This is a genomic window from Devosia sp. P2_G7, from assembly GCF_056403495.1.
In genome coordinates this window covers 234592-258617 of the sequence record NZ_JBFUFI010000007.1, presented here as the reverse complement: position 1 = coordinate 258617, position 24026 = coordinate 234592, and the positions used below count along the sequence as shown (strand labels likewise).

Annotated in this window: 26 protein-coding genes; 10 read left to right on the top strand and 16 right to left on the bottom strand. The window is 64.7% G+C overall.

The genetic code is table 11. From position 1 onward, the window contains the following. Nucleotides 1-11: 11 nt before the first annotated feature. The 10 genes from AC1DWU_RS13935 to coxB all read right to left on the bottom strand — a co-directional run bounded on the left by AC1DWU_RS13935 (nt 12) and on the right by coxB (nt 9271). Complete coding sequence (locus AC1DWU_RS13935) at nt 12-1274, bottom strand: M16 family metallopeptidase (protein WP_477150588.1); 1263 nt, start codon at nt 1272-1274, stop codon at nt 12-14. After that, nucleotides 1275-2675: a threonine synthase gene (gene thrC / locus AC1DWU_RS13930; protein WP_477150587.1), complete on the bottom strand. Its 1401-nt coding sequence runs from the start codon at nt 2673-2675 to the stop codon at nt 1275-1277. 111 nt (nt 2676-2786) lie between these two features. Next, nucleotides 2787-3563 carry an SURF1 family protein gene (locus AC1DWU_RS13925; RefSeq protein ID WP_477150586.1) on the bottom strand — a complete coding sequence of 259 codons (777 nt, stop codon included), beginning with the start codon at nt 3561-3563 and terminating at the stop codon, nt 2787-2789. Continuing rightward, on the bottom strand, nt 3556-3933 hold the full coding sequence (locus tag AC1DWU_RS13920) for a DUF983 domain-containing protein (protein ID WP_477150585.1): 378 nt from the start codon (nt 3931-3933) through the stop codon (nt 3556-3558). Before AC1DWU_RS13920 ends, AC1DWU_RS13925 begins: the two co-directional genes overlap by 8 nt. A 110-nt stretch (nt 3934-4043) precedes the next feature. After that, on the bottom strand, nt 4044-4892 hold the full coding sequence (locus AC1DWU_RS13915) for a cytochrome c oxidase subunit 3 (protein ID WP_477150584.1): 849 nt from the start codon (nt 4890-4892) through the stop codon (nt 4044-4046). 2 nt (nt 4893-4894) lie between these two features. Continuing rightward, nucleotides 4895-5446 carry a cytochrome c oxidase assembly protein gene (locus AC1DWU_RS13910; protein ID WP_477150583.1) on the bottom strand — a complete coding sequence of 184 codons (552 nt, stop codon included), beginning with the start codon at nt 5444-5446 and terminating at the stop codon, nt 4895-4897. Nucleotide 5447: 1 nt separating this feature from the next. Beyond that, entirely contained in the window at nt 5448-5606 is a 159-nt protein-coding gene (locus AC1DWU_RS13905; protein ID WP_477150582.1) for a hypothetical protein, read from the bottom strand. Next, on the bottom strand, nt 5606-6535 hold the full coding sequence (locus AC1DWU_RS13900) for a heme o synthase (RefSeq protein ID WP_477150581.1): 930 nt from the start codon (nt 6533-6535) through the stop codon (nt 5606-5608). The genes AC1DWU_RS13905 and AC1DWU_RS13900 overlap by 1 nt, the downstream gene beginning before the upstream one ends. Before the next feature lie 54 nt (nt 6536-6589). Next, nucleotides 6590-8287 (bottom strand): cytochrome c oxidase subunit I, encoded by a 1698-nt coding sequence (gene ctaD / locus AC1DWU_RS13895; protein WP_477150580.1) that lies wholly within the window; start codon nt 8285-8287, stop codon nt 6590-6592. A 60-nt stretch (nt 8288-8347) separates the two neighbouring features. After that, nucleotides 8348-9271 carry a cytochrome c oxidase subunit II gene (coxB, locus tag AC1DWU_RS13890; RefSeq protein ID WP_477150579.1) on the bottom strand — a complete coding sequence of 308 codons (924 nt, stop codon included), beginning with the start codon at nt 9269-9271 and terminating at the stop codon, nt 8348-8350. A 424-nt stretch (nt 9272-9695) separates the two neighbouring features. On the opposite strand from coxB, the gene AC1DWU_RS13885 reads away from it, so the two are divergent. Next, nucleotides 9696-10142: an invasion associated locus B family protein gene (locus AC1DWU_RS13885; protein ID WP_477150578.1), complete on the top strand. Its 447-nt coding sequence runs from the start codon at nt 9696-9698 to the stop codon at nt 10140-10142. An 11-nt stretch (nt 10143-10153) separates the two neighbouring features. Next, nucleotides 10154-10852, top strand: coding sequence for a gamma-glutamylcyclotransferase (locus AC1DWU_RS13880; protein ID WP_477150577.1), 699 nt, complete (start codon nt 10154-10156; stop codon nt 10850-10852). Nucleotides 10853-11020: 168 nt separating this feature from the next. On the opposite strand, the gene AC1DWU_RS13875 is transcribed toward AC1DWU_RS13880, so the two are convergent. Then, nucleotides 11021-11293, bottom strand: coding sequence for a hypothetical protein (locus tag AC1DWU_RS13875; protein ID WP_477150576.1), 273 nt, complete (start codon nt 11291-11293; stop codon nt 11021-11023). A gap of 177 nt (nt 11294-11470) precedes the next feature. On the opposite strand from AC1DWU_RS13875, the gene AC1DWU_RS13870 reads away from it, so the two are divergent. Then, nucleotides 11471-12358, top strand: a complete 888-nt coding sequence (locus tag AC1DWU_RS13870) for a LysR family transcriptional regulator (protein WP_477150575.1) — start codon at nt 11471-11473, stop codon at nt 12356-12358. Nucleotides 12359-12900: 542 nt separating this feature from the next. On the opposite strand, the gene AC1DWU_RS13865 is transcribed toward AC1DWU_RS13870, so the two are convergent. Further along, nucleotides 12901-13506 (bottom strand): MarR family winged helix-turn-helix transcriptional regulator, encoded by a 606-nt coding sequence (locus tag AC1DWU_RS13865; RefSeq protein WP_477150574.1) that lies wholly within the window; start codon nt 13504-13506, stop codon nt 12901-12903. Between the two features lie 186 nt (nt 13507-13692). Between AC1DWU_RS13865 and AC1DWU_RS13860 the strand changes: the two genes are divergently transcribed. The 4 genes from AC1DWU_RS13860 to AC1DWU_RS13845 all read left to right on the top strand — a co-directional run bounded on the left by AC1DWU_RS13860 (nt 13693) and on the right by AC1DWU_RS13845 (nt 17509). Continuing rightward, a complete protein-coding gene (locus tag AC1DWU_RS13860; RefSeq protein WP_477150573.1) occupies nt 13693-14748 on the top strand; it encodes an ATP-binding cassette domain-containing protein in 1056 nt (351 codons plus the stop codon). 100 nt (nt 14749-14848) lie between these two features. Then, entirely contained in the window at nt 14849-15607 is a 759-nt protein-coding gene (locus tag AC1DWU_RS13855; protein ID WP_477150572.1) for an ABC transporter permease, read from the top strand. Nucleotides 15608-15811: 204 nt separating this feature from the next. After that, nucleotides 15812-16456 carry a glutathione S-transferase family protein gene (locus AC1DWU_RS13850; protein WP_477150571.1) on the top strand — a complete coding sequence of 215 codons (645 nt, stop codon included), beginning with the start codon at nt 15812-15814 and terminating at the stop codon, nt 16454-16456. A 183-nt stretch (nt 16457-16639) separates the two neighbouring features. Continuing rightward, the gene (locus tag AC1DWU_RS13845) at nt 16640-17509 is read left to right on the top strand and encodes a hypothetical protein (protein ID WP_477150570.1); all 870 of its coding nucleotides are present in this window, start codon (nt 16640-16642) and stop codon (nt 17507-17509) included. Between the two features lie 80 nt (nt 17510-17589). On the opposite strand, the gene AC1DWU_RS13840 is transcribed toward AC1DWU_RS13845, so the two are convergent. After that, nucleotides 17590-18954, bottom strand: coding sequence for a glutamate--cysteine ligase (locus AC1DWU_RS13840; protein ID WP_477150569.1), 1365 nt, complete (start codon nt 18952-18954; stop codon nt 17590-17592). A gap of 82 nt (nt 18955-19036) precedes the next feature. After that, nucleotides 19037-19786, bottom strand: a complete 750-nt coding sequence (locus AC1DWU_RS13835; protein ID WP_477150568.1) for a 16S rRNA (uracil(1498)-N(3))-methyltransferase — start codon at nt 19784-19786, stop codon at nt 19037-19039. 57 nt (nt 19787-19843) lie between these two features. On the opposite strand from AC1DWU_RS13835, the gene ubiA reads away from it, so the two are divergent. Further along, nucleotides 19844-20779: a 4-hydroxybenzoate octaprenyltransferase gene (ubiA, locus tag AC1DWU_RS13830; protein ID WP_477150567.1), complete on the top strand. Its 936-nt coding sequence runs from the start codon at nt 19844-19846 to the stop codon at nt 20777-20779. 229 nt (nt 20780-21008) lie between these two features. Here ubiA and AC1DWU_RS13825 read toward each other — a convergent pair whose 3' ends face one another. Further along, a complete protein-coding gene (locus AC1DWU_RS13825) occupies nt 21009-21860 on the bottom strand; it encodes a hypothetical protein (RefSeq protein WP_477150566.1) in 852 nt (283 codons plus the stop codon). 215 nt (nt 21861-22075) lie between these two features. Further along, nucleotides 22076-22603 carry a DUF6101 family protein gene (locus tag AC1DWU_RS13820; RefSeq protein ID WP_477150565.1) on the bottom strand — a complete coding sequence of 176 codons (528 nt, stop codon included), beginning with the start codon at nt 22601-22603 and terminating at the stop codon, nt 22076-22078. Nucleotides 22604-22927: 324 nt separating this feature from the next. On the opposite strand from AC1DWU_RS13820, the gene AC1DWU_RS13815 reads away from it, so the two are divergent. Beyond that, nucleotides 22928-23773, top strand: coding sequence for a 3'(2'),5'-bisphosphate nucleotidase CysQ (locus AC1DWU_RS13815; RefSeq protein ID WP_477150564.1), 846 nt, complete (start codon nt 22928-22930; stop codon nt 23771-23773). Next, complete coding sequence (locus tag AC1DWU_RS13810; protein ID WP_477150563.1) at nt 23770-24018, top strand: DUF4170 domain-containing protein; 249 nt, start codon at nt 23770-23772, stop codon at nt 24016-24018. Before AC1DWU_RS13815 ends, AC1DWU_RS13810 begins: the two co-directional genes overlap by 4 nt. Nucleotides 24019-24026: the final 8 nt, after the last annotated feature.

Below are 24026 nucleotides of genomic sequence, written 5' to 3'. Positions count from 1 at the left end.
TCGCCACGCGTTCAGTTCTTGAGCTGTGCCGCAATGTCGCGATAGTCGGGGAGCTTGGCGACCGGGCCAATGCCCGCCAGCGACACCTTGCCGGCATCGAATATCTGCCGCGCGATCTGCTTCACGCGATCCGCGGTGATGCGGTTGATCCGGTCCACCGTCTCCTGCAGCGGAATGGTGCGGCCCCACAGGATCTGCTGGCGCGCCAGTTGCCCGGCGCGGGACGACGGGCTTTCGAGCGACATCAGCAGGCCAGCACGAATCTGGTTGCGGACGCGGATCACCTCCTCGTCGGAGATGGTTTCGGTCGCCTTGCGCAGTTCATCGAGCACGACAGGCAGCAGGTCCGTGACCTCGTCCTCGCCGGTCGAAGCGGCGACGCCGAAGATGCCGCTGTCGGCGAAGGCCCAGTGGAAGGCGTAGACCGAGTAGCAGAGGCCGCGCTTCTCGCGCACTTCCTGGAACAGCCGCGAGCTCATGCCGCCGCCGAGAATCGAGGCGAGGATCTGCACCGCGTAGAAGCCGTCGGAATTGTAGGCACGGCCTTCCATGCCGAGCACGATGTGTGCCTGCTCGTGGTCCGAGATGAGACGCTGCTCGCCCCCGACATAGGCGGCCTTCTCCGGGGCCGGAGCACCGGTGGTCTTGAGGTCGTGGAAGCGGTTGTTGGCGATGTCGACCAGCGCATCGTGATCGACGTTGCCGGCGGCGCAGAGCACCATGTGGTCGCCCACATAGTTGCGCTCCATGTAGGCGCGGATGGAGTCCGGCCCGAAGCTGTTCACCGACTCGACGGTGCCGAGGATGGTGCGGCCGATGGCCTGATCCGGATAGGCCGCCTGCTGGAACAGGTCGAAGACGTGGTCGTCAGGGTTGTCGCGGGCGGCACCGATCTCCTGGACGATCACCTGCTGCTCGCGATCGAGCTCGTGCTGCTCGAACTGCGAATTCTGGAGGATGTCCGAGAGGATGTCGGCGGAGAGCGCCACATCTTCCTTCAGCACACGGGCGAAGTAGCCGGTGTGCTCGACCGAGGTCGCAGCATTGAGGTCGCCGCCGACGTTCTCGATCGTTGACGCGATTTCCAACGCATCGCGGGTTTTGGTGCCCTTGAAGGCCATGTGCTCGAGCATGTGCGAGATGCCGTGCTCGGCTTCGGTTTCGCTGCGCGATCCGGCCTTGACCCAGATGCCCAGGGAGGCGCTTTCGAGGTGCGGCATGTCGTCGGTCAAAACGGTCATGCCGTTCGGAAGCGTCGTACTCCTGACAGTCACTTATGCTCCTCCAGCACGGGTCCGTGCCGCAATAAACCGCTCAACCTCGGACTGGTCGTTGTCCAGCACCGTGTAGCGTTCTTCTCGTTCATAAAGATCAGACAACCACGCCGGCAAAGCCGGTTCAATGCCCGCCGCTGCCTTGACGGCCGCCGGGAATTTCGCGGGATGCGCGGTGGAGAGCGTCACGACCGGCGACGGCCCGCCCACCAGAGTGCGCGCGACGGCAACGCCGACGGCGCTGTGCGGGTCGAGCAGGTAGCCGGAGGCGGTCTGTACGGCCTTGATCGTCGCGGCGGTCGCAGCCTCGTCAGTGCGGCCCGCGACGAACTGCCGGCGGATCGCCGCCATGCCCTTGTCGGGGATGGAGAAGCCGCCGGATTGCTTCAGTCCGCTCATCATCGACTTCACGGCGTCTGCGTCGCGATCGACCGACTCGAACAGCAGGCGCTCGAAGTTCGAGCTGACCTGGATGTCCATCGAGGGGCTGATGGTAGGGTGGACACCGGTGACCTCGTAGCGCCCGGTTTCGAGCGTACGGGCGAGGATGTCGTTGGAGTTGGTAGCGATGGCCAGCGTCTTGATCGGCAGACCCATGCGTGCGGCGCAATAGCCCGCGAAGATGTCGCCGAAATTGCCGGTGGGGACGGTGAAGATCACCTCACGCTGCGGCGCGCCGAGCGAGGCAGCAGCGGTGAAGTAGTAGACGATCTGCGCGACGATGCGGCCCCAGTTGATGGAGTTGACGCCGCTCAGCTGTGTCGCGTCGCGGAAGCGGCGGTTGTTGAACAGGCCTTTGACGATGTCCTGGCAGTCGTCGAACGTGCCGCGTAGCGCGATGTTGTGGACGTTGGCGTCGAGCACCGTGGTCATCTGCCGACGCTGCACTTCGGAGGTGCGGCCCTCGGGGTGGAGGATGAAGATGTCGGTGGCGTCGCGGCCGCGGAACGCCTCGATGGCGGCGGAGCCGGTGTCGCCGGAGGTGGCGCCGACGATGGTGGCGCGGCTGCCGCGCTTGGCGAGGATGTGGTCCATCACCCGCCCAAGGAACTGCATCGCGACGTCCTTGAACGCCAACGTCGGGCCGTGGAACAGCTCGAGGACGAAGTGCCCCGGCTCGATCTCGACCAGCGGCGCGACCGAGGGATGGCGGAACGTGGCGTAGGCATCGTCGATGATGCGCTTCAGCTCCAGATCGGGAATCTCGCCATCGACGAAGCGGCGGATGATGTCGAAGGCGACTTCGGCATAGGGGCGGTTGGCGTAGGCCGCGATCTCGCTGGGGGTGATCTGGGGCCAGGTCTGGGGGACGAAGAGGCCGCCGTCGCTCGCTAGACCCGCGAGAACAGCGTCTGAAAAGCCGGGCACGACCGCCCCGCCGCGCGTAGAAACGAACTGCATGTAGGGAAAGCGCCCCGCCTTGTTCTCACACGTGCCTGCTGCAGCACGCGGTTTGGGATTGCGCCGCACCCTATTGAAACTGGGGCTGCGCCGCAAGTTTCATGGCTTGTGTCATCGCTTGGGTGGCTGTGGCGGCCGTTGCCGGCGGGCCCAGAACCAGAGCAGGAACGGCACCAGCGTGGCGAAGCCGAACCACGTAATGGCATAGCCGAGATGGTTGTTGGGGAAGCTGACGGTGGTCTCGCCGCCCTGCGGCAAGGCCCCACCAGGGCCGGCCGGAAGGTCGATGTAGATCGGCGCGACAGGCTGGGGCACCGCCCCCGCGAGCGAGGCCAGCCGGTCGGTGTTGCGCACCCATTCGACACGCTTGGCCGTGTCGGGAGCCGGCGTGAAGCTGGTGATGGCCTCGGTGGCTCGGGCGATGCCGGTAAGGCTGACAAGGCCGGGTTCAACCACACCACCGACGGCGAACGCCTCGGCCGACTCCTGCGGGACGAAGCCACGGTTGATGAAGACAGTGCCGCCGGCAGCGAGCGCCAGGGGTGTCATCACCCAGTAGCCGGGACCGGAGAGCTTACCGTGCTGATCGGCAAGGCTGGTGAAGACCAGCACGGTTTCGGACGGCAGGAAGGTGCCGGAGGCGATGACCGGGCGATAGTCCCAGGCTTCCGCGTCGAAGGCGCCCCACTCGGCGAGCGGCGGCAGCTGCTCGGGCGGCTGGTCCATGCGCGACGCCACGTTGGCGATCAGCCGTTCCTTCTCGCCGAGGCGCTCGACCTGCCAGGTGCCGAGGACGGTAAACAGCACCATCAGCACCAGCATGAAGGCGATGAAGCCCCAGAACAGCAGGCGCGAGGGCCGCCGCTCGGCCGTGATGTCGTCAGCCATCGAGACGACCTTCACCGGCCTTGTTGTGGTATTGCAGCGCGATCATCGTCGCCTTGAACGGCCGAAGCAGCAGCAGCGACAGGATCACCGTGCCAGGGAGCCAGAGCAGCAGGTGAACGAACGGCGGCGGGTGGAACAGCCCTTCGACGGCGGCAGCCGCTCCGACGATGACGAAGCCGACGATCAGGATGATGAACACCGCCGGCCCCTCAGTGCCCTCGGCAAAGCTGAGGTCGAGGCCGCAGCTCTCGCAACGCTTCATGGGCTTTAGGAAGCCCGAGAATAGTGGTCCCTCACCGCAGCGCGGGCAGCGGCAGGCAAGGCCGGTGGCGAAGGGAGATGGGAGGCGTTCGGAGGTGGGCTCGGTCATGGCGGGTTTCTATCACATCCGGAAAGCGCGGGACGCGTCATTGTCGCGCAGGCCAAAAGGCAAAGGGCGCGGCTGGAGCCGCGCCCTTTGAAGATCCTAGCAGGTCCACCTCAGTGGTTGAGCGTCACGCCCCAGCTGCCCCAGACGTAGATCGAGGCAAACAGGAACAGCCAGACCACGTCAACGAAGTGCCAGTACCAGGCGGCGAACTCGAAGCCGAGGTGATGCTCGGGGGTAAAGCTGTCGCGCATGGCGCGGATCAGGCAGACGATCAGGAAGATCGTACCGATCAGCACGTGGAAACCGTGGAAGCCGGTGGCCATGAAGAAGGTGGCGCCGTAGATGTTCGCACCCTCGCCGCCAAACAGGAACCCGGCCTCGGAATACTCGAGCGCCTGCACACAGGTGAACAGCGCGCCGAGCGCAATGGTGATCACCAGGCCCCAGACGAGGCCGCGCTTGTCCTTGTGGAGCAGCGCATGATGGGCCCAGGTCACCGCAGTGCCCGAGGTCAGGAGGATCAGCGTGTTGAACAGCGGCAGGTGCCAGGGGTTGAACAGCTCGACGCCAGTCGGCGGCCAGGTGGTGCCCAGGGCCGCAATGCGGGCGTACTGCTCGTGGGCCTCTTGGTTGAAGAAACCGTCGAAGTAGGCCCAGAACCAGGCGACGAAGAACATCACTTCGGAAGCGATGAACAGCATCATGCCGTAGCGGTGATGCATCATCACCACCGGGGTATGGTCGCCGGCCTTGCCTTCCTTGATGACGTCGCTCCACCACGCATACATGGTGTAGAGCACGCCGATGAAACCCACGATCAGCAGGTATGGCGGCAGGATCTCGTGGAACCACAGGATGGCGCCGAGCGCCATGACAAAGGCCGAGACCGAGCCGACGAAGGGCCAGGGACTGGGGTTTACCAGGTGATAGTCGTGGTTGGGCTTGGCGTGCGCAGCCATGGTCAGCTTCCCTCGCTCTTAACGGCGTAGAATGTATAGGACAGGGTGATATCGCGAACGGTGTCGAGATCGCCATTCTCGGCAATATCGGGGTCGACGAAGAAGACGATCGGCATCTCGACGGTTTCGCCGGGCTGCAGCGTCTGCTCGGTGAAGCAGAAGCACTCGATCTTGTTGAAGTAGATGCCGGTCTGCTCGGGCGTGACGTTGAAGATCGCCTGGCCGGTGATCGGCTTGTTCGAAGAATTGTGGGCGATGAACGTCACCGTCTCGACGTTGCCGATCTTGTCGGTGACGGGCTTGGCGGGGGTGACGGTCCAGGGCAGGCCGCCCTCGACATTGGAGTCGAAGCGCACGGTCATCTCGCGGGCGATGGCGCCCTTGGGGTTGCCGGCGGAAACCTGCGTGGTGCCACCAAGCCCGGTGACCTGGCAGAACAGCGCGTAGAGCGGCACGGCCGCATAGGCGGCGCCTACCATCAGGGCAACCACGACCAGCAGCGTCAGGGCGACGTGGCGGTTGCGGTGACTGTTGGGGAGCGAAGCGTCGGTCATGTCAAAGCGGCCGGTCGAGCACGGCAGGGCCCATCTTCACGATGGTCAGCACGTAGACGATGATGACGAAGGCGCCGAGGGCGAGGCCGAGCGCAATCGAGCGCCGGCGGCGGCGGGCAGCCAGCTCGGCCTCTTCGTCGCGTTTGACTGGTTCAGCCATCAGAGCCATCCCAAGGTGGTGGCTACGTGATCGGTGATCAGCGCCAGGAAGATCACGAAGAGATAGCTCAGCGAGTAAGTGAACAGGGCGCGGCCGGCCTTCTTCATCGCCACCGTCTCGGTGGTGCGGAAGAGGATCCAGGCGAACCAGAGGAAGCCAATGCCGGTCGCGACGGCGGTGGCGGTGTAGATCACGCCCATGAAGCCGAGCCAGCCAGGCACCAGCGTCGAGGCAACCAGCACCACCGAGTAGGCGAGGATCTGCAGCTTGGTGGAGGCCTCGCCCGCCACGTTGGGCATCATCGGGATGCCGGCGGCGCCGTAGTCCGACTGCTTGTAGAGCGCCAGCGCCCAAAAATGCGGCGGCGTCCACAGGAAGATGATGAGGAACAGCACGACGGATTCGATGCTGATCGTGCCGGTGACGGCGGCCCAGCCGACCATTGGCGGGAAGGCGCCGGCAGCGCCGCCGATGACGATGTTCTGCGGCGTCGAGCGCTTCAGCCACATCGTGTAGATCACGGCGTAAAAGAAGATGGTGAAAGCTAGGAGACCCGCGGCAACCCAGTTGGTGGCCAGGCCGAGCAGGCACACCGAAAAGACCGACAGCACGAGGCCAAAAGCCAGGGCGTGGTCGCGTTCCATGCGGCCGGCTGGGATGGGCCGGTTGGCGGTACGGCTCATCAGCGCGTCGATGTCGGCGTCGTACCACATGTTCAGCGCGCCCGAGGCCCCTGCCCCGATGGCGATGCAGAGAATGGCGACCGCGCCGACGAAGGGATTGATGCCGACGGGGGCGAGCAGCATGCCGACGAGGGCGGTGAACACCACCAGCGACATCACCCGCGGCTTCAACAGCGCGAGATAGTCTTCAACCCGCGCCTCGTGGGCGTGGGTCGAGATCTCATTGCTGTGGTGCACGTAGGCCAATGTCTCTCGCCCTTGTGGCAGCGGGGCCCGGAAGCCCCGCCACAGGTTCTTGGATCAGTGGTTCGTGTCGGCGCCGATACGCGGCAGCGTCTCGAACTGGTGGAACGGCGGCGGCGACGACAGCGTCCACTCGAGAGTGGTCGCACCATCACCCCAGGGATTGGCCGGAGCCGGACGCTTCTTACGAGCGGCTTCGAACAGGATGTAGAGGAACAGCACCAGGCCGGCGAAGGTGATGTAGTAGCCGACCGAGGAGACGCGGTTCCACAGCGCAAACGCATCGGGATAGTCGATGTAACGGCGCGGCATGCCGGCGAGGCCGAGGAAATGCTGCGGGAAGAAGATCACGTTCACGCCGACGAAGGTGATCCAGAAATGGATGTTGGCCAGCGTCTCGTTGTACATGATGCCGAACATCTTCGGGTACCAGTAGTACCAGGCCGCGAAGATGGCGAACACGGCGCCCAGCGACAGCACGTAGTGGAAATGTGCCACGACATAATAGGTGTCGTGTAGCGCACGGTCGGCACCGGCATTGGCGAGCACCACACCGGTCACACCGCCGACGGTGAACAGGAAGATGAAGCCGATGGCCCAGAGCATGGGCGTGCGGAAGCTGATGGAGCCTCCCCACATGGTGGCGATCCACGAGAAGATCTTCACGCCCGTGGGCACCGCGATGACCATGGTGGCGGCCACGAAGTAGCGCTGCACGTCGAGCGACATGCCGACGGTGTACATGTGGTGCGCCCACACGATGAAGCCGACGCCGCCGATGGCAATCATGGCGTAGACCATCGCGAGGTAGCCGAACACGGGCTTGCGCGAGAAGGTCGAGACGATGTGGCTGATGATGCCGAAGCCCGGCAGGATCAGGATGTACACCTCGGGGTGACCGAAGAACCAGAACAGGTGCTGGAACAGGATCGGATCGCCGCCGCCGGCCGGATCGAAGAAGTGGGTGTCGAAATTACGGTCTGTGAGCAGCATGGTGATCGCGCCGGCAAGCACCGGCAGCGACAGCAGTAGCAGGAACGCAGTGACCAGCACCGACCACGGGAACAGTGGCATGCGATGCAGGGTCATGCCCGGTGCGCGCATGTTGAAGATGGTGGTGATGAAGTTGACGGCGCCGAGGATCGAGGAAGCGCCCGCGATATGCAGGGCCAGGATTGCGAAGTCCATCGCCGGGCCGGGCTGTCCGACCTTCGAGGACAACGGCGGATATATCGTCCAGCCGCCGCCGGTACCGAGCGCACCTGAGGGCCCCTCGAAGAACATCGACATCAACAGCAGCAGGAAGGCCGGCGGGAGTAGCCAGAACGAGATGTTGTTCATGCGCGGGAAGGCCATGTCCGGCGCGCCGATCATCAGCGGCACGAACCAGTTGCCGAACCCGCCGATCATCGCCGGCATCACCATGAAGAAGATCATGATGAGCGCGTGAGCGGTGGTGAACACGTTGTACATATGCTTGCCGGCATCGAGCGCGGCATCGGCATCGGTCTGGTAGACCAGCGCGGCAAGACCGTGGAAGATCTGGATGCCGGGCTCCTGCAGCTCAAGGCGCATGGCGCCCGAGAGCAGACCACCAATCACCCCCGCGACGATCGCGAAGATAAGGTACATCGTGCCGATGTCCTTGTGATTGGTCGAATAGACGTAGCGCCGCCAGCCGGTCGGATGGCCATGATCATGTGCCGCGGCGTGGCCGTGGTCATCATGGGCTTCCAAAGCGTGAGTATCGGCCATTCTGAGCGATCCCTTTTCGTATCACCTGGGGCGCCGGGTCGAGGACCCGCGCACGGGTCCTTAGCTGAGTGCAGGCAGGGTGGCGTTGGCGTCGTCGACGGTACCCGCCTTGAACGCTGCCATCCAGGCCGCAAATTCTTCCTTCGTCACGACGCGCACGGCGATCGGCATGAAGGCATGGTCCTTGCCGCACAGTTCCGAGCACTGACCATAGTAGATGCCGGTCTTGCGGGCATTGAACCATGTCTCGTTGAGCTTGCCGGGCACGGCGTCGATCTTGATGCCGAACGAGGGCACGGCGAAGGCGTGAATCACGCCCGACGGATCGGCGGTCACTTGAACGCGCACGGTGGTGTCGACGGGAACGACCAGCTCATAATCCACCGCGAGCAGGCGCGGTTGGTTGGGCTTCAGGTGCGGGCGGTCCTTACCGTCCTTGTCGACTTCCTGGAGGATGTTGGACGAGAGCGACTTGCCCTGGTCGACATACTCAAAGTCCCAGTACCACTGCTGGCCGGTCGCCTTGACCGTCAGCTCGGGGGCCGGAACCTCGACGTCACCGAACGAGAAGATGTTAGAGCCGAGATACTTGCGCTGCCCATCGGGGACGGTGAGCTGGTCGGTCAGCACCGCGAAGGACGGGATGGCGATGATCACGAGGATCAGGATCGGCACTACGGTCCAGACGATCTCGACCAGCGTGTTGTGCGTGGTGGAGGACGGCTTGGGGTTCGACCTGGCGTTGAACCGCACAATCACGACGATCAGCAGCACCAGGACGAGCACTGCGATCAGCACGGCAGTCCACAGCAGCGGGCCATCGTGGAAGGCGTGGATGGAATCCATGATCGGGGTCACGGAGGGCTGCAGCCCGATCTGACCGGGCACCGGATGGCCTTGCTCCTGCGCAGTTGCCACCATCGGCAGAAGCGCAAGGGCTGCGGCTCCGAGCGAGCCAATCGAACTCAGTAGTTTGCCGGTCACCTAAAACCCCCTTGAGATCCCGTCTGGTCCGGTATTCTAGCGCGGGTTGAGGTGTCAAATGCGGCATAGCGAAACGCCGCCCCGACTCAACCTCGGAGCGCTTGAAACTTGGAACGTGTCTAAACCACATCGGCAGACCCAAGGCAATTCATGCCTCTCGCCACACCGTGCGTCAAAACGCACCGTTCGGGTGGAAGGGGCCCCGCCTCATGCTCGCCTTGATTGGCAGGCGTTTATCCGCGGCGCCATGCGGGACGGCTTGTTGACAGCCGCGCGGGGCTAACCGACTAAGTTGCAGAGCCTGCGGAAACGCGGGATTCGTTATGTCACATATAGAGAGAGTGGATCGGTGCAGCCAATCCTCGGGCTAGTTGTTCGGACGTTCGCGGTTGTTGGCGCGGTGGCCGCGATTGCGGCGGGTCTGATGTCCCCTGCCCTGTCTCAGGGCGTGGTCAAGGCGCAGTACGGCGACTGGCAAATGAGCTGCGACACGCCGCCGGGCGCCAGCTTCGAGCAATGCGCGCTGATCCAGAACGTCTCGGCCGAGGACCAGCCCAATGTCGGGCTGTCGGTGATCGTGCTCAAGACCGCCGACAAGCAGGCGCGGCTGCTGCGGGTGCTGGCGCCGCTGGGCGTGCTGCTGCCGAACGGGCTCGGGCTCAATATCGACGGCGCCAATATCGGACGCGTGGCCTTCGTGCGCTGCCTGCCCAACGGGTGCGTCGCCGAGGTGGTGCTGGACGACGAGCTGATCGCCAAGCTCACCACCGGCAAGAGCGCGATTTTCTTCGTGTTCAAGACGCCGGAGGAAGGTATCGGCATCCCGGTTTCGCTCAACGGCTTCGGCGACGGCTTCGCGCAACTCCCGTAGGATCAGCGCCGATGGGCCAGCCGGTGCGGCAGATGCGCTTGAACGAGGCCCATGTGGCCCGGATGGCGCTACTGGTGCAGCCGGATGGGGCGGTCTCGCCAAGCGAGGCTGCCACCGACGAGGACTACAAGCAGTTCGTGCAGGACATCCTCAGCGGCAGCGATGGCTCGGATCAGATCTGGGTGTTCGCCTATGGCTCGCTGATCTGGAAGCCGGCCTGCGACTTCGTCGAGATACGCACCGGGCTGCTGCGGGGCTGGCATCGCGCCTTCTGCCTCGGTTGGAACACCTGGTTCCGGGGCTCGAAGAGTAATCCCGGGCTGATGCTTGCGCTGGACCGGGGCGGCGCCTGCAAGGGCGCGCTGTACCGGCTGCCGCCGGGCCAGGCCGAAGACAACATCGAGAAACTCTGCCGGCGCGAGATGAGCCAGAAGCCGTCCTCGTTTCCGCCGCGCTGGGTGACGGTGGCGACCGAACACGGCCCGGTACGGGCGTTCACCTTCTGCATCGATCGCAACAGCGGGCGCTATGTCTCGGGGCTGAGCGAGGCGCAGGTCGCCGATGTGCTGGCGAAGGCCGTGGGGTCGCGCGGCTCGATGGTCGAGTACCTGTTCAATACGGTCTCCCATCTCGAACAGTTGGGTATCCACGACCCGCATCTGTGGCGGCTGCAGGAGCTGGTGGCTGAGCGGCTGGACGCGATGGGCTAGGCGCCCCCTCCACCAAGCTTTGCTTGGTCCCCCTCCGCCGCTGCGCCGGGGAGGATCAAACAAAAAAGCCGGGCCCTGGAGCCCGGCAGTTCATCAGGAAACAAGGCCGGTGGGTGAACCGACCCGAAGATGGCACAATCTGGGATTGAGCCAACGAGGAGACTCACCTCAGGGGTTGAGCCAATTCCGGGCGCTCTCGGCGCGCTTCTGCGACAGCTTGTAGCCGGGGCGCTGGCTGGGGCTGTCAAGCGCTTCGAACAGGTCCTGGCGGTTGATGCCGAGGTCCTCGAGGCGAGCAACGTCGTAGTCGAGAAGCGACTCAAGGGCGATGCGCTGGGTTCGCGCAGCCCGGGCTTTGGCGAACCAATTCACCAGTGCGCTCAGCGGGTTGGACGACGCGGCAGCCATCGACGGCCGCTCGCTCGAAAGCAAGTGGACCATGGTCCTTCTCCAATTTCATCTTTGCCTGGGCGGGAGTGCCGGGGCGGGGAAAGCGATCGGAGGATCGCCGGTGGCGACCTCGGGATCACCGATGGGTGGTGATATGAGCCCTTGCCTTCCATTCGTCCAACAAATAGATTTCATCCTCGTCATCAAATTTCGTGATGGAGAAGCGGGATGACCACTCCCCTCGATCTCGACCAGTTGCAGAGCTTCTGTGCCATCGCCGATTGCGGCAGTTTTACCGAGGCGGCACGCCGGGTGAACAAGACGCAGTCCGCGGTTTCCATGCAGATCAAGCGGCTCGAGGAGCGGCTGGGACAGGCGCTGCTCAGCCGCGACGGGCGCACGGTGGCGCTGACCGAGTATGGCGATGCGCTCTATGCGCGGGCGCGGCGTATGCTGCGGATCAATGCCGAGATCATGGACGTGTTCTCGGATGGCGACCTCAAGGGCTCGATCCGCTTCGGCGTGCCGGACGACTATGCGGTGAGATTGCTGCCGGTGATCCTCTCGAGCTTCCAGCGCACGCATCCCAAGATCGTGGTCGATGTGCGCTGCCAGCCGTCGGAAGAGCTGCTCGATGGGATGAAGAAGGGGCGCTACGACCTCATCGTCTTCACGCAGGGCACGAACCACGAATATGGCGAGATGTTCCGCACCGAGCGGATGTTCTGGGTTGCCTCGCATGGCGGCCAGGCGCTGGCCACCGAGCCGCTGCCGATCGCCGGCGGGTTGCACTGCTGCTGGAAGGAGAACGCGGTCGAGGTGCTGAACCGCATCGGCCGCGACTATCGCATCGCCTATACCTCGTCGAACGCCATGGCGATCGCCAGCGCCGTGCTGACCGACCTCGCGGTCGGCTTCCTGCCCGAGAGCGCGCTGCAGCCCGGCATGCGTGTGATTGCCGAGGACAAGGATTTGCCGCGGCTGCGCGACGCCGAGATCGCCATCATGCGCGCGAGCCACGCCTATGGCGGGATTTATGATGCGCTTTCGAGCCACATCGTTGCCAGCATGGGCAACCTCGACGGCAAGGACAGCCTGCCGATGGCGGCGGAATAGGCGCGACGAAGCGCCCGACAGCCCGTGGGCTTCGGTAGATTCAAAGAGCAGGCGGTTCCGGCGTGGCTTCGACCACGCGGGTAGTCCGCAATATGAAGGCCGTCGCCACGCCGGAACTGTTCGGGGTTTTTGCGGGGACCATGAGGAAGCGTTCGCACGCCGTGCACCAGGCACGGAAACGGTGGACGGGTGCCCACAGCCGCGGCCGCCAGGGGACGGCTCCCCCAGCACCGAAATCGCCCCACCGACCGTCCGTACGCGACCGCGCCCGTGTGGGTGACGAGGGCAGGATCGCACGGGTTCGGAGTGGGGGGATAAGTCGGTGACGATTTTTCTTTCCACCGCCACCGACCGTCATCCCGCCGAAAGCCGGGACCCAGTGCACTGGGTCATCCACTCGCTTTTAGCCCTCCGACCTTGCCGTGATGGACCGGCACGGCCGGTGCCCAGACCGACTGTCTGAGCAGTGGGTCCCGGCTTTCGCCGGGATGACGGCTGGTGGGAGGATGAAAAGTGCCCACCGGTCTGCCAGCCGTATCCCCCTACTTCTCCTTCAGCAGCTCGTTCAGCTCTGCCTGCAGCCTGGGGCGGCCGGCTTCCACGGCGCGTTCGAAGGCGCGGGCCTGGATGAGGCGGGCGGTGGGGGTGGTGGCTCGGGGGTCGAGGTGCTCCTTGAGAGCAGCGGCCATTTCGTTCTCTACGAAGGTGCCGATCTCCAGATACTCGAGGATGGCGCGGACCTGGTCGGGGGTGAAGCGGGCCATCATCATCGGGCCGGTCTTTTCGTAGTGACCGAAGATGCGTGCGGTGATGTTGCGGGTGTCCTCGGTCAGTTCGACCCAGATCTTCCGCCGGTCGAGAGTGTCGCGGATGCGGCGGACATAGCCGGCGGCCTCGAGGCGATCGATCACTGCAGTGACGGCGCCCGTAGTCAGGCCGCTGTCATTGGCGAGCTGGCCGGCGCTCACCCTGCCCCGCCGGTCGATCAGATCGAGGCAGCGGCCGTCGGTACGGTTGATGCCGAGGAACTGGGTCAGCGTTTCGTCGAAGAGGTCCGTTGCGGTCTGGCTGGCGCGAACGGCTTCCTTGAAACGCAGGCCGAATTCCTGCTCCGATTTTTCTCTTGACGCGTTGATATCTTGATCCATAAGATAATTATACGATGAGACATCGAGGAATGCAAGATTCCTGGATGTCGCATGGACCGCCCACGAGGATACGCGAATGCGATGCGAGATACGCGGATGCGATCTCGTAATCGCAACCGCGATCAAGCCGGGTGGCCTGCAAAACGATCATGAAGACGACGCAACCGACGGCCGGAGGGCCGGCGCATGAAACCGCAATCGCATCCATTCCAGCCGATCCGGCGCATGCCGGTGGAGCTGTTCGCCGTGCCGCGCAATGACAATGAGGCGCAAGTGACCAACACGATCATCGAGGCCAAGGGCCTCAAACGAAGCTTCAAGGCGCGGGGCGCCAAGGGCAAGACCATCGAGGCGGTGCGCGGCATCGACCTTTCCGTTCGCGAAGGCGAGATCGTCGGCTTTCTGGGGCCGAACGGCGCCGGCAAGACCACGACGCTGAAGATGCTCTGCACGCTGCTGACGCCGACCGACGGCTCGGCGACGGTGGTGGGCGCGGACCTGCTCCGCGATCCGGTCGAGGTACGCCGGCGTATCGGCTATGTCAGCCAGGCGGGCTCCACCTCGCCCGAGGCCAAGGTGGGCGAGGAGATCGTCAGCCATGCGCGGCTCTATGGCATCGACAAGCCGGTGGCGATCCAGCGGGGCAAGGAGTTGCTCTCGGCGCTCGATCTGGCCGAGATCTGGGACCGCACCTGCGGATCGCTCTCGGGCGGGCAGCGGCGGCGGCTCGATATCGTGATGGGGCTGATCCACCAGCCGCGGCTGGTATTCCTCGACGAGCCCTCGACCGGGCTCGACCCGCAGAGCCGGGCGAACCTGTGGAATCACATCCGCAAGCTTCGCGACGAGCTGGGGACCACGGTGTTTCTCACCACACACTACATGGACGAGGCCGACTCGCTGTCGGATCGCATCCTGATCATCGACCATGGGACGATCGTTGCCGAAGGCACGCCGGCAGAGCTGAAGAAGCGGGTGTCGGGTGACACGATCACATTGACGCTGCGCACGGAGGCGGACGCGACCGCGTCGGCCAGCATTGCGGGCCGTCTGGTCGGCGCGGATGTGCCGGTGACCGAAGCCAACGTCGTGCGTTTCCATGTGCCCGATGGAGCGACGGCGCTGCCGGTGCTGCTCGGCGACCTCACCAAGGCGGGGATCGACGCGATCGGCGTCGATGTGAACCGGCCGACGCTGGACGATGTGTTCCTGACGCTGACCGGACGGTCGCTACGGGATTGAACTGACTGAGCGTGTGGCTCCCCCACCCTTGATCCCTCCCCGCAAGGGGGAGGGTGACGACTGAGGGGGCGGCGCGCCTGAAACTTGGAAGGTTTGGGAAATGTCCTTCATTCGCGATACCTGGATCATCTTTGCCCGGGCTATGAGCCTGTCGCTGCGGCAGCCGCTGTGGGTGGTGATCGGGCTGCTGCAGCCGATCCTCTATTTGACGCTGTTCGGGCCGCTGCTGCAGACGGTGGCGGCGACCTCGGGGTTCCAGGGGGATGCCTGGCAGGTGTTCGTGCCGGGGCTGCTGGTGCAGCTCGGGATTTTCGGCGGGCTGTTCGTCGGCTTCGGGATCATCGCCGAGTGGCGCTCGGGGGTGATCGACCGGCAGCTGGTGTCCCCGGCGGCGCGGACTGCGATCATCGCCGGGCGGACGCTGCGCGACGTGGTGGTGATCACCGTGCAGGCGATCGTCCTGGTGGGCGCGGCGTTCTTCATGGGGCTGCGGGTGCCGGTAGGGGCGTTGCTGATCGGGCTGGTGCTGGTGGCGCTGCTCGGGGCGGCGTTCTCGTTCATCTCGAACGCCATTGGCATCGCGACCAAGAGCGAGGACGCCCTGGCGCCGATGGTCAACACGCTGGCGCTGCCGATCCTGCTGCTGTCGGGGATATTGCTGCCGATGACGCTGGCGCCGGCCTGGCTGCAGGTGGTCGCCAACTTCAACCCGTTCAAGCACATCGTCGAAGCGCTGCGATCGGTGTTCCTGGGGAACTTCGGCGAACCGATCGTGTGGATCGGGTTGGTGCTGGCCGTTGTGCTGGTGGTGATCGGGGCCTGGGTGGGCAGCCGGGTGCTGGCGGCGCAGACGAAATAGGCTGGCAGGGGCTTTGGTCGCCCCCTCCACCGCCCATGGCGGTCCCCCTCCCCCGCCGCGCGGGGGAGGATCACGGAGAGAGCTGTTCCCGGCGCCGTGACGCGAATTATTTGTGGTGGCCTGTCGAATCTCGCTTCGACCGTTCGATTATCAATGAAGGCTTGCAGGCCTTCGCGATGATCACGGAACGCACGGAGCCTTGCGATGAAGCCCACTATCACCGCCTTCGAACGGTCGCCCGACGGCGGCAAGGGACTGTCGCGCGACATGCGCGTCCGCTGGGCGCTCGAGGAAGTCGACCAGCCCTATGAGGTGCGGCTCGTTTCCTTTGCTGCGATGAAGCAGCCAGCGCATCGGGCGCTCCATCCTTTCGGGCAAATTCCGACTTATGAGGCGGGCGACCTGGTGCTGTTCGAGTCAGGCGCTATCGTCTTCCATATCGCGGAGCGGCATGCCGGGCTGCTGCCGGGCGATGCCAATGGCCGGGCGCGGGCGATCATGTGGATGTTTGCGGCGCTCAGCACCGTGGAGCCGCCGATCCTCGAGCTCCAGACGGCGAGGTTCGCCGAGGGCAACGAGAGCTGGGCGGCGGAACGCTTGCCGCTGGTCAAGGACCGCATCCGCGTGCGGCTGGCCGAGCTGTCCGAACGCCTTGGCAACAGCGAGTGGCTCGATGGGGCCTTCAGCGCGGGTGACCTGATGATGGTGCACGCCCTGTCGCGGCTCGGGCCGTCGGGCCTGCTCGCGGAGTATCCGAACATCGACGCCTATGTCGCGCGCGGACAAGCCCGCCCCGCATACAAGCGAGCCCAACTGGCGGTCGCCGCGGTTGCATTGCAGGCCGTTTGAGACGGTCCGCTGCGCCACTTCGACGGGTCGAGATGACCGCGGTCCGGACCTCGGCTTCGTCGAAGTAGATAGACGGACGTGTTGACGACTCCGGCGTGGCGTTTGAGAACAGGGCGCGAGGCTGTTCGCTGAGGGTCTGACTTGAAGCTGATCGTTGTCACTCCCGCTGGGCGGGAGCGCTATATGCGTTTGCTCAGCCACTACGTCCTCGGCAGCGCCGAGGTGGTCGAATGGCAGCTGTGGGACAATTGCCGCAACGACGCGGACCGGGCCTACCTCCAGCGGCTGGCGGCCAGCGACCCACGCTGCACGATCAAGCGACTCGCGTCGGCAGACGGCACGAGCCAGAACATCGGCGACTTCTTCCGTTTCTGCGACGATCCGGAAGCGCTCTACCTGCGGCTCGACGACGACATCGTGTTCACCGAGCCGGGGTTCTTCGAACGCTTCAAGGCGAGGGCACTCGCCAGCCGCGGCGAGGCGCTGTGGTTTGCGCCGCTGATCATCAACAATGCGGTGTGCAGTTCGTTGATCCAGAGCCTCTCCAAGGTGCGGATCGAAGGAACGATCACCAGCCAGGCGATGTGTCCGTACAGCTGGGCGCATCCGAGTTTTCCCGAAGCGATGCATCCGGTGCTGATCGAAGCCGCCCGGAAGGGACGGCTCGACGATTTCCGCGTGCCGGATCGGGAAGTGCGGCTGGGGCGGTTCTCGATCAATGCGATCGGCTTCTTCGGCGCTGAAGTGATCGCGCTGGGCGAACTGTTTCATCCGCCCGACCAGAACGAGGAAGAGTGGCTTTCGGCCGTGCTGCCGGCCAAGTTGAATCGGCCGGGCAAGGTGTTCGGCGACCTGCTGGTGTCGCATTTCAGCTTCTACACGCAGGAGCGCCGGCTGCTGCAGACGGACCTTCTCGAGAGCTACTATGAGCTGGCGGGGCTTGACTGGCCTGGTTTCCTCAAGCCAAAGCGCGATCGGCTGAACGAGGCTTACATGAAGTGGCGGCAACGCAAGCGGCCGATGCCGAAGTACCGGATTTCGCTGGCGGATTAAGCTGCGGGCTGGGCGCCCCGTCCACCACCCTTCAGGTGGTCCGCCTCCCCCCGCCCCGCGGGGAGGATCAAGAGAAGAAACTAGATTTCGGCTTCGTCGAAGATGCGGGTGAGGTCGCCGGCCCATTCACCGTTGTATTTGTCGAGCCAGCGTTCGGCCTGGGTCTTGCCGAGATCGAGGGTTTCGTTGAGCGGATCGAGGAAGATCGTCTCGTCCTTGCCGGCGGCGAGGTGCTTGCGGCGGCGGAGGCCGTCGCCGGCGAGGTCGACCACGAGGCGGGCGATATCGGCGACGGTGCCGCCGCGGAACTTGGTGTGGATGGCGGTGCGGGGGACTTCGTTGCGGAGCGTCTGACGCTCGGCATTGGTCCAGTCGCTGACCAGGTCCCAGGCGGCGTCCAGCGCTTCGGTGTCGTAGAGGAGGCCGGTCCAGATGGCGGCGAGCGCGAGGACGTGGCCGCGATCGCCCATGTCGGCGCCGCGCTGCTCGAGGAACTGCTTGAGGCGGACCTCGGGGAACAGGGTCGAGAGGTGGTTTTCCCAATCCTTGATGGTCGGGCGCTCGCCGGGAAGCTGGGGGAGCTTGCCCTGCATGAAGGCGCGAAAACTCTCGCCCGCGACGTTGATGTATTCACCCTTGCGGATGACGAAGTACATCGGCACGTCGAGCGCGTATTCGGCGTAGCGATCGAAGCCGAAGCCGTCTTCGAACGCGAAGGGCAGCATGCCGGTGCGGGCGCGGTCGGTGTTGAGCCAGATGTGCGAGCGGAAGCTCAGGTAGCCCGAGGGCTTGCCGTCGACGAAGGGCGAGTTGGCGAAGAGCGCGGTGACGATGGGCTGGAGCGCCACCGAGACACGGAGCTTCTTGACCATGTCGGCTTCGTCGGAGAAATCGAGGTTCGCCTGCACGGTGGCCGAGCGGTACATCATCGAGGTGCCGAGGCTGCCGACCTCCTGCATGTATTTGGTCATGATGCCGTAGCGCGACTTCGGCATGGCGGCGATTTCGGCGACGGACCAGAGCGGGGTGACGCCGAGGCTGAGGAAATGGATGTTGAGCGGGCCGCCGATGATGCGGCAATCCTCGAGATGCGCGTCGAGCTCGGCGGCGGCATCGTGGATGGTGAGCTGCGGGGCGCCGCTCAGTTCGAACTGGCCACCGGGCTCGAGCGAGATGCCGCCGACGGCGCCGAGGTTGCGCAGCCCGATCGGGTTGCCGCGATCGAAGAACGGGTGCCAGCCGGTGCGAGCCTCGATGCCCTTGAGCAGGGCATGGATGCCGTCGTCGCCGGCATAGGGGACGGGACGGAGCGGGGCTTTGCGATAGACATGCTTTTCGTGCTCGGTGCCGACGCGCCACTCGGATTTGGGCTTGCCGCCGACCGCCATGACCTCGAGCAGGTCGTCCCGCGTTTCAATCAGCGGTGCGTTTTCTTCGCCGGCCATAGGCACTCCAACAGGCAAGACTGCCGGGCTCCGGGCCGGGCGCGGCGGACAATAGCCAGCCGCGCTCCGAATGCAATGGGCTTTATCGCCAATCGCCGATGGTCGATTGAACGACGGCGAGAGCAGCCACCGCAGCGGTGTCGGCGCGGAGGATCCGGGGGCCGAGACTGATCGGGATTACAAAGGTTTGGGCGAGGAGGAGCTGCCGCTCATCGTCGGAGAAGCCGCCCTCGGGGCCGACCAGGATGCCGATGGGGAGGCCGTCGAGATCCATCAGCTGGGTGTTCGGGGCGTGGTTGGGGGCGCTTTCGTCGGCGAAGATCAGGCGACGAAGGCCGTGTTTCTGCTGCCAGGTGGAGATGAGGTCGGTGAGCGTGACCTCGTCGGCGAGCTTCGGGACGCTCAGCACTTCGCACTGCTCGGCGGCTTCGATGACATTGGCGTGGAGCTTGTCGGACTTGAGGCGCGAGACCTGGGTGAAGCGGGTGATCACCGGCTGGATGATGCCGGCACCCATCTCGGTGGCCTTCTGCACGAGGTAGTCGAGGCGGCCAGTTTTCAGCGGTGCGAAGCCGAACCAGAGATCGGATTTTTCGGTCTGGTGCTGGGTTTGCACCACGAGTTCGAGGGTGGCGCCCTTGCGGTGATCGTCGGCGATACGCGCCATCCAGGCGCCGTCGGTGCCGTTGAACACCACCAGCGCATCGGCCTGTTTCATGCGCAGGACGGTCAAGAGGTAGTTGGTGTGGTCGCGACCGAGCTCCAGCTTCGCGCCTGCGGCGAGCGGCGCCTCGATGAACAGGCGAGGCAGGGTCTTGTGCGATCTGGGCATCGTGGTACGCGTGATATGAAACTGGCCGCAGGGCCATTACGACACACAAGACAGACGATGCAAACCCCTGACAAAGCAGCAGGTACGGTAGCGGACGCGAGCCGCGGCAACTGGCTCGATCGCTACGCGCCGGAGTGGCTGAAGCCTTACGGGCGGCTGGCGCGCTGGGACCGGCCGATCCCGTTGCTGCTGCTGTTCTGGCCGTGCGGATTTGCGCTGGCGCTGGCGGCGCTGGCGAACCCAGCACGCGGCTTCGACTGGTGGGCGCTGATCCTGTTCTACGTGGGCTCGGTGGCGATGCGCGGGGCGGGCTGCACGTTCAACGATATCGTCGATACCGACATCGACATGAAGGTGGCGCGGACGCGCTCACGGCCGATCCCGTCGGGCCAAGTGACGAAGCGGCAGGCGGCGCTGTTCCTCGTCCTGCAGTCGCTGGTCGGGCTGGTGGTGCTGCTGCAGTTCAACGGCACAACCGTGCTGCTCGGTGTATCGTCGCTGGTGCTGGTGGCGATCTATCCGTTCATGAAGCGGGTGACGTGGTGGCCGCAGTTGTTCCTGGGGTTGGCGTTCAACTGGGGCGCGCTGGTGGGCTGGACGTCACAGACCGGTTCCCTCGCCCTGCCCCCGCTGCTGCTTTATGTCGGCGGGATCCTGTGGACGATCGGCTACGACACGATCTACGCGCTGCAGGACATCGAGGACGATGCGCTGGTGGGGGTGAAATCCACCGCCCGATTGTTCGGGCGGCGGGCGCGAACATTGGTGGCGCTGTTCTATTCTGCGGCGGTGGTGCTGTGGGTGGCGGCGGCGCTGCTGGTGGGTGCGGGATGGCCGTTCCTCTTGGGCATGCTAGTGGTGATCGGCATCCTGGGCTGGCAGATCCGTACGCTCGAGCCGCGGAACCCGGCGAATGCGCTGGTGCGGTTCCGGGCCAACCACTGGGTGGGACTGGCCTTCACCCTGGCGCTGCTGCTCGATCTCGCGATCTGATTGTGCAGATTGCTGCACAATCTCTCCTGATGTCGCCGACTTCTGCATAAAGCCTTGAGCGGGTATTTCTTCGGGCAACGAAACCCGGAGATGGACATGCCGAAACTGAAGGTCATTGCCGCGGAGCGCTGTTGCCGCCCGCTCGCCGACGAAGCCCAGATCGGCTGGGAGGCTGCGGCTTACCTGGCGCTAGAAGCGATGCAGGACGGACGCCACCGTGCCCGCCGGCCTAGTACTTCAACTCGTTCTCGGCGTTGAGTTTTTCGAACGCGTCGGTATCCGCCACGTAGCCGCCGAGCGAGGCACTCCAGTTGTAGGTCTGGGCGATCATTCGGTCGTAGGCCGGGGCCAGTGGCTCGAGCGGATCCTCGCCCTCCTCCACCGGCTCAGGCGGCTCAGGCGGCTCGACGGTGCGGGTGGCGTGGACCGAGGCGGTGATCGGCCAGTAGCCGGGGCCGCCGGCAGTTGTGGTGACGGCGAGCGACTGGTGCTCCTCGTAGCGGCCACCCTGCACCGAGAAGAAGTAGATCGAGTCGATGAGAGTGAGTTGCTTGTCCTTGACGAAGACCAGTTGTGCGGCGTCGTAGCCCTGGCTCGAATTGAAGTGTTCGGAGTTCACGCGGACCGCGTCGTTGGCGGCGCCGATCGGGAAGACTTCGCCGAACCAGTTGTTCTCGTAGATACCGACATCCACCGCATCGAGCAGCTTGAGGTTCTCGTCGTAGAGCGCCAGCAGGACCACCTCCGCGACGCTGTCATTGGAGTGGCCGAGAACCGAGTGCAGCAGGGTGAGCGGGCGACCGTCGACGCGCAGCGTGACAACCTCGGGTCCAAGGACCTTTATCGCAGCGGGCGTTTCGCCGCTCGCGGCCTCGTCGATCGGGCGCAGCGGCTTCATGGCGCTGCCGCTGCCGTAGCCATTGGAATCGATGGTGAGGTCGGTGACGACCTGGCGCATGAGATCGAGCACCGTGGATTGCGGGTGCCCGGGAACCGGGTCCGCCAGCTTCACGTCGACCGCTCCGGCCGCCGTGCCGGTAAGCGCCAGGATCAGCGCCGCAAAAGCCAATGACTTCAACATCTCTCACCCCTGGGGATCACGACTGGCATCTGCCGCAAGCCGGCTGAAGCAGTGATGAACAGGGCGCAGAATAGAAGCGGGGCCGGTCCATTTCTGGATCGGCCCCGGCTCGAGCTAGTTTTGGAGGTCGCTACGAGTCTTTCCGACAGTTCAAACGTGCATGGGATCGCTGTCGGCTTGTTGATTACTAACGGCTTAGCGCCGGAAAAGTTGCATCAGGACGCTTCGCCCGGCTTGCGGCGGTTGAGGAAGCGGGGACGGCGCTCGGCGTCGGCGGCGAGGCGGCGGCGGTCGTGCTTGATGCCGAGTGCGACACCATCGACCTGCTGCGAATAGGGGAGGAGGTTGCCGTCGCCGGCCTTGATGAACAGCGGCAGGCGGAGCTTCTTGCCCCAGTTCTGCCACTCGGCGACGACGTTGGAATTGCCGATCTCTTCGAACACGCGGTAGTTGAGGTCCGGGTCGCCGTGCACCAGCTCGATGGCGCTCGACAGCACACCCTCTTCGGTGATCGAGGTCGAGACGGCAACGCCGATGAACTCATCGACCGGCACCTTGATCTTGATGGCGACGCCGCTCTTTTCGAGCGTCTTGCGCACCGTCACGGTCTTCACCGGATCCTTGGGGCCATTATCGTTGGCCGGACCGAAATATCTGGCAGTCAGCGAACGCGTCCGGGGGGCTCTGCCCTCGCCGAACAACATGACAACCGACGAACCGTCGATCCCAATACGACCCTGCATAATATGCCTTCCTGTCAACTTTCGAGAGCTGTTAGTGCCGCCCTCTTTGATGGGCCCAATGTACCCGCGCCCCTTGCCACCCCGCTTAAGAAACTGGGTTAAGTTTAGGTTGTTTTGCGAAGGGTTAGCGGGGTGTCACCGGGTGTAACGCAGTCTTAAGTGCGTGTGCTTGCTTGGCTTTAACCACTCGCTCCGGCGCCAGCCCGCAACTGGGCTAAGTAGTGGCCGCGCAGCCACTGAGGCGACCTGTGGCCTTTGTGCGGGCCTTGTTCCTGCACAGGGATGCGCCTAGAAGCACGGCCAGCCAAATACCCCGGAAGACTGATGCTCAATGCCGCCCCGACTACAGCTGCCGACGATCGCGAATTGCTGCGCTCGGCCGCCGTCACCGCCGGGATCATCGCGGCCGGCTACTTCCGCAAGGACCTGAAGACCTGGACCAAGGAGAACGCCTCGCCGGTCAGCGAGGCGGACATCGTCCTCGACAAGTTCCTCAACTCGGCCCTGCTCACGGCGCGCCCCGACTATGGCTGGCTGAGCGAGGAGAGCGTCGACAACCCCGCGCGGCTTAGCCATCGCCGGGTGTTCGTGGTCGACCCGATCGATGGGACGCGCGGCTTCATCCGCGGCGAGGACAGCTGGACCGTGTCGCTGGCGGTGGTCGAGGACGGAGTGGCGATTGCCGGGGTGGTGTACGCACCGGTGCGCGACGAGATGTATGACGCGGCGATCGGCGATGGCGCGCGGCTCAACGGCAAGCCGCTGGTGCGGCAGCGCCATCCGGGCCGGACCGCGCCGCTGATCCCGGCGCCGGGGGCGGTGCACCAGGAGTTGCAGGCGGCGGGGCTCGAGTACACGCGCGGGCCGTTCTACCCCTCGCTGGCCTATCGGCTGGCGCTGGTGGCGTCGGGGAAGCTCGATGCGGTGGTGGTGCGGCGCGGGGCGCAGGACTGGGACGTGGCGGGCGCGGCGTGCATCCTTGCCGAGGCCGGGGTCGGGTTCGAAGACGTGTGCATAGGTGCCCTGCGCTTCAATCGCCCGGAAACCCGGCACGGAGCGCTTGCAGCGCTGGCCGAGCCTTCGCTAAAAGCGCCGTTACATGCGGCGCTGGTCAAGGTCTATGGCTGCCCGCAGCCACAGGAAGTCGATCTGGAGCGTCTGAAGCCGTGAGCAAGACAAAGAAACCCGAGACCAAGCAGCAGCTCTTGCACCTCGTCATCGGTGGTGAAGTGGAGAAGGCCGAGGACATCGTCTTCAAGGACCTCGATGCCGTGGACCTGGTCGGGGTCTATCCGAATTACGCCGCGGCGCACGCGGTGTGGAAGCAGAAGGCGCAGCTGACGGTGGACAATGCCGAGATGCGGTATTTCGTGGTGCATTTGCACCGGCTGCTGAACCCGGAAGACGACGAGTAAGGTCGGCG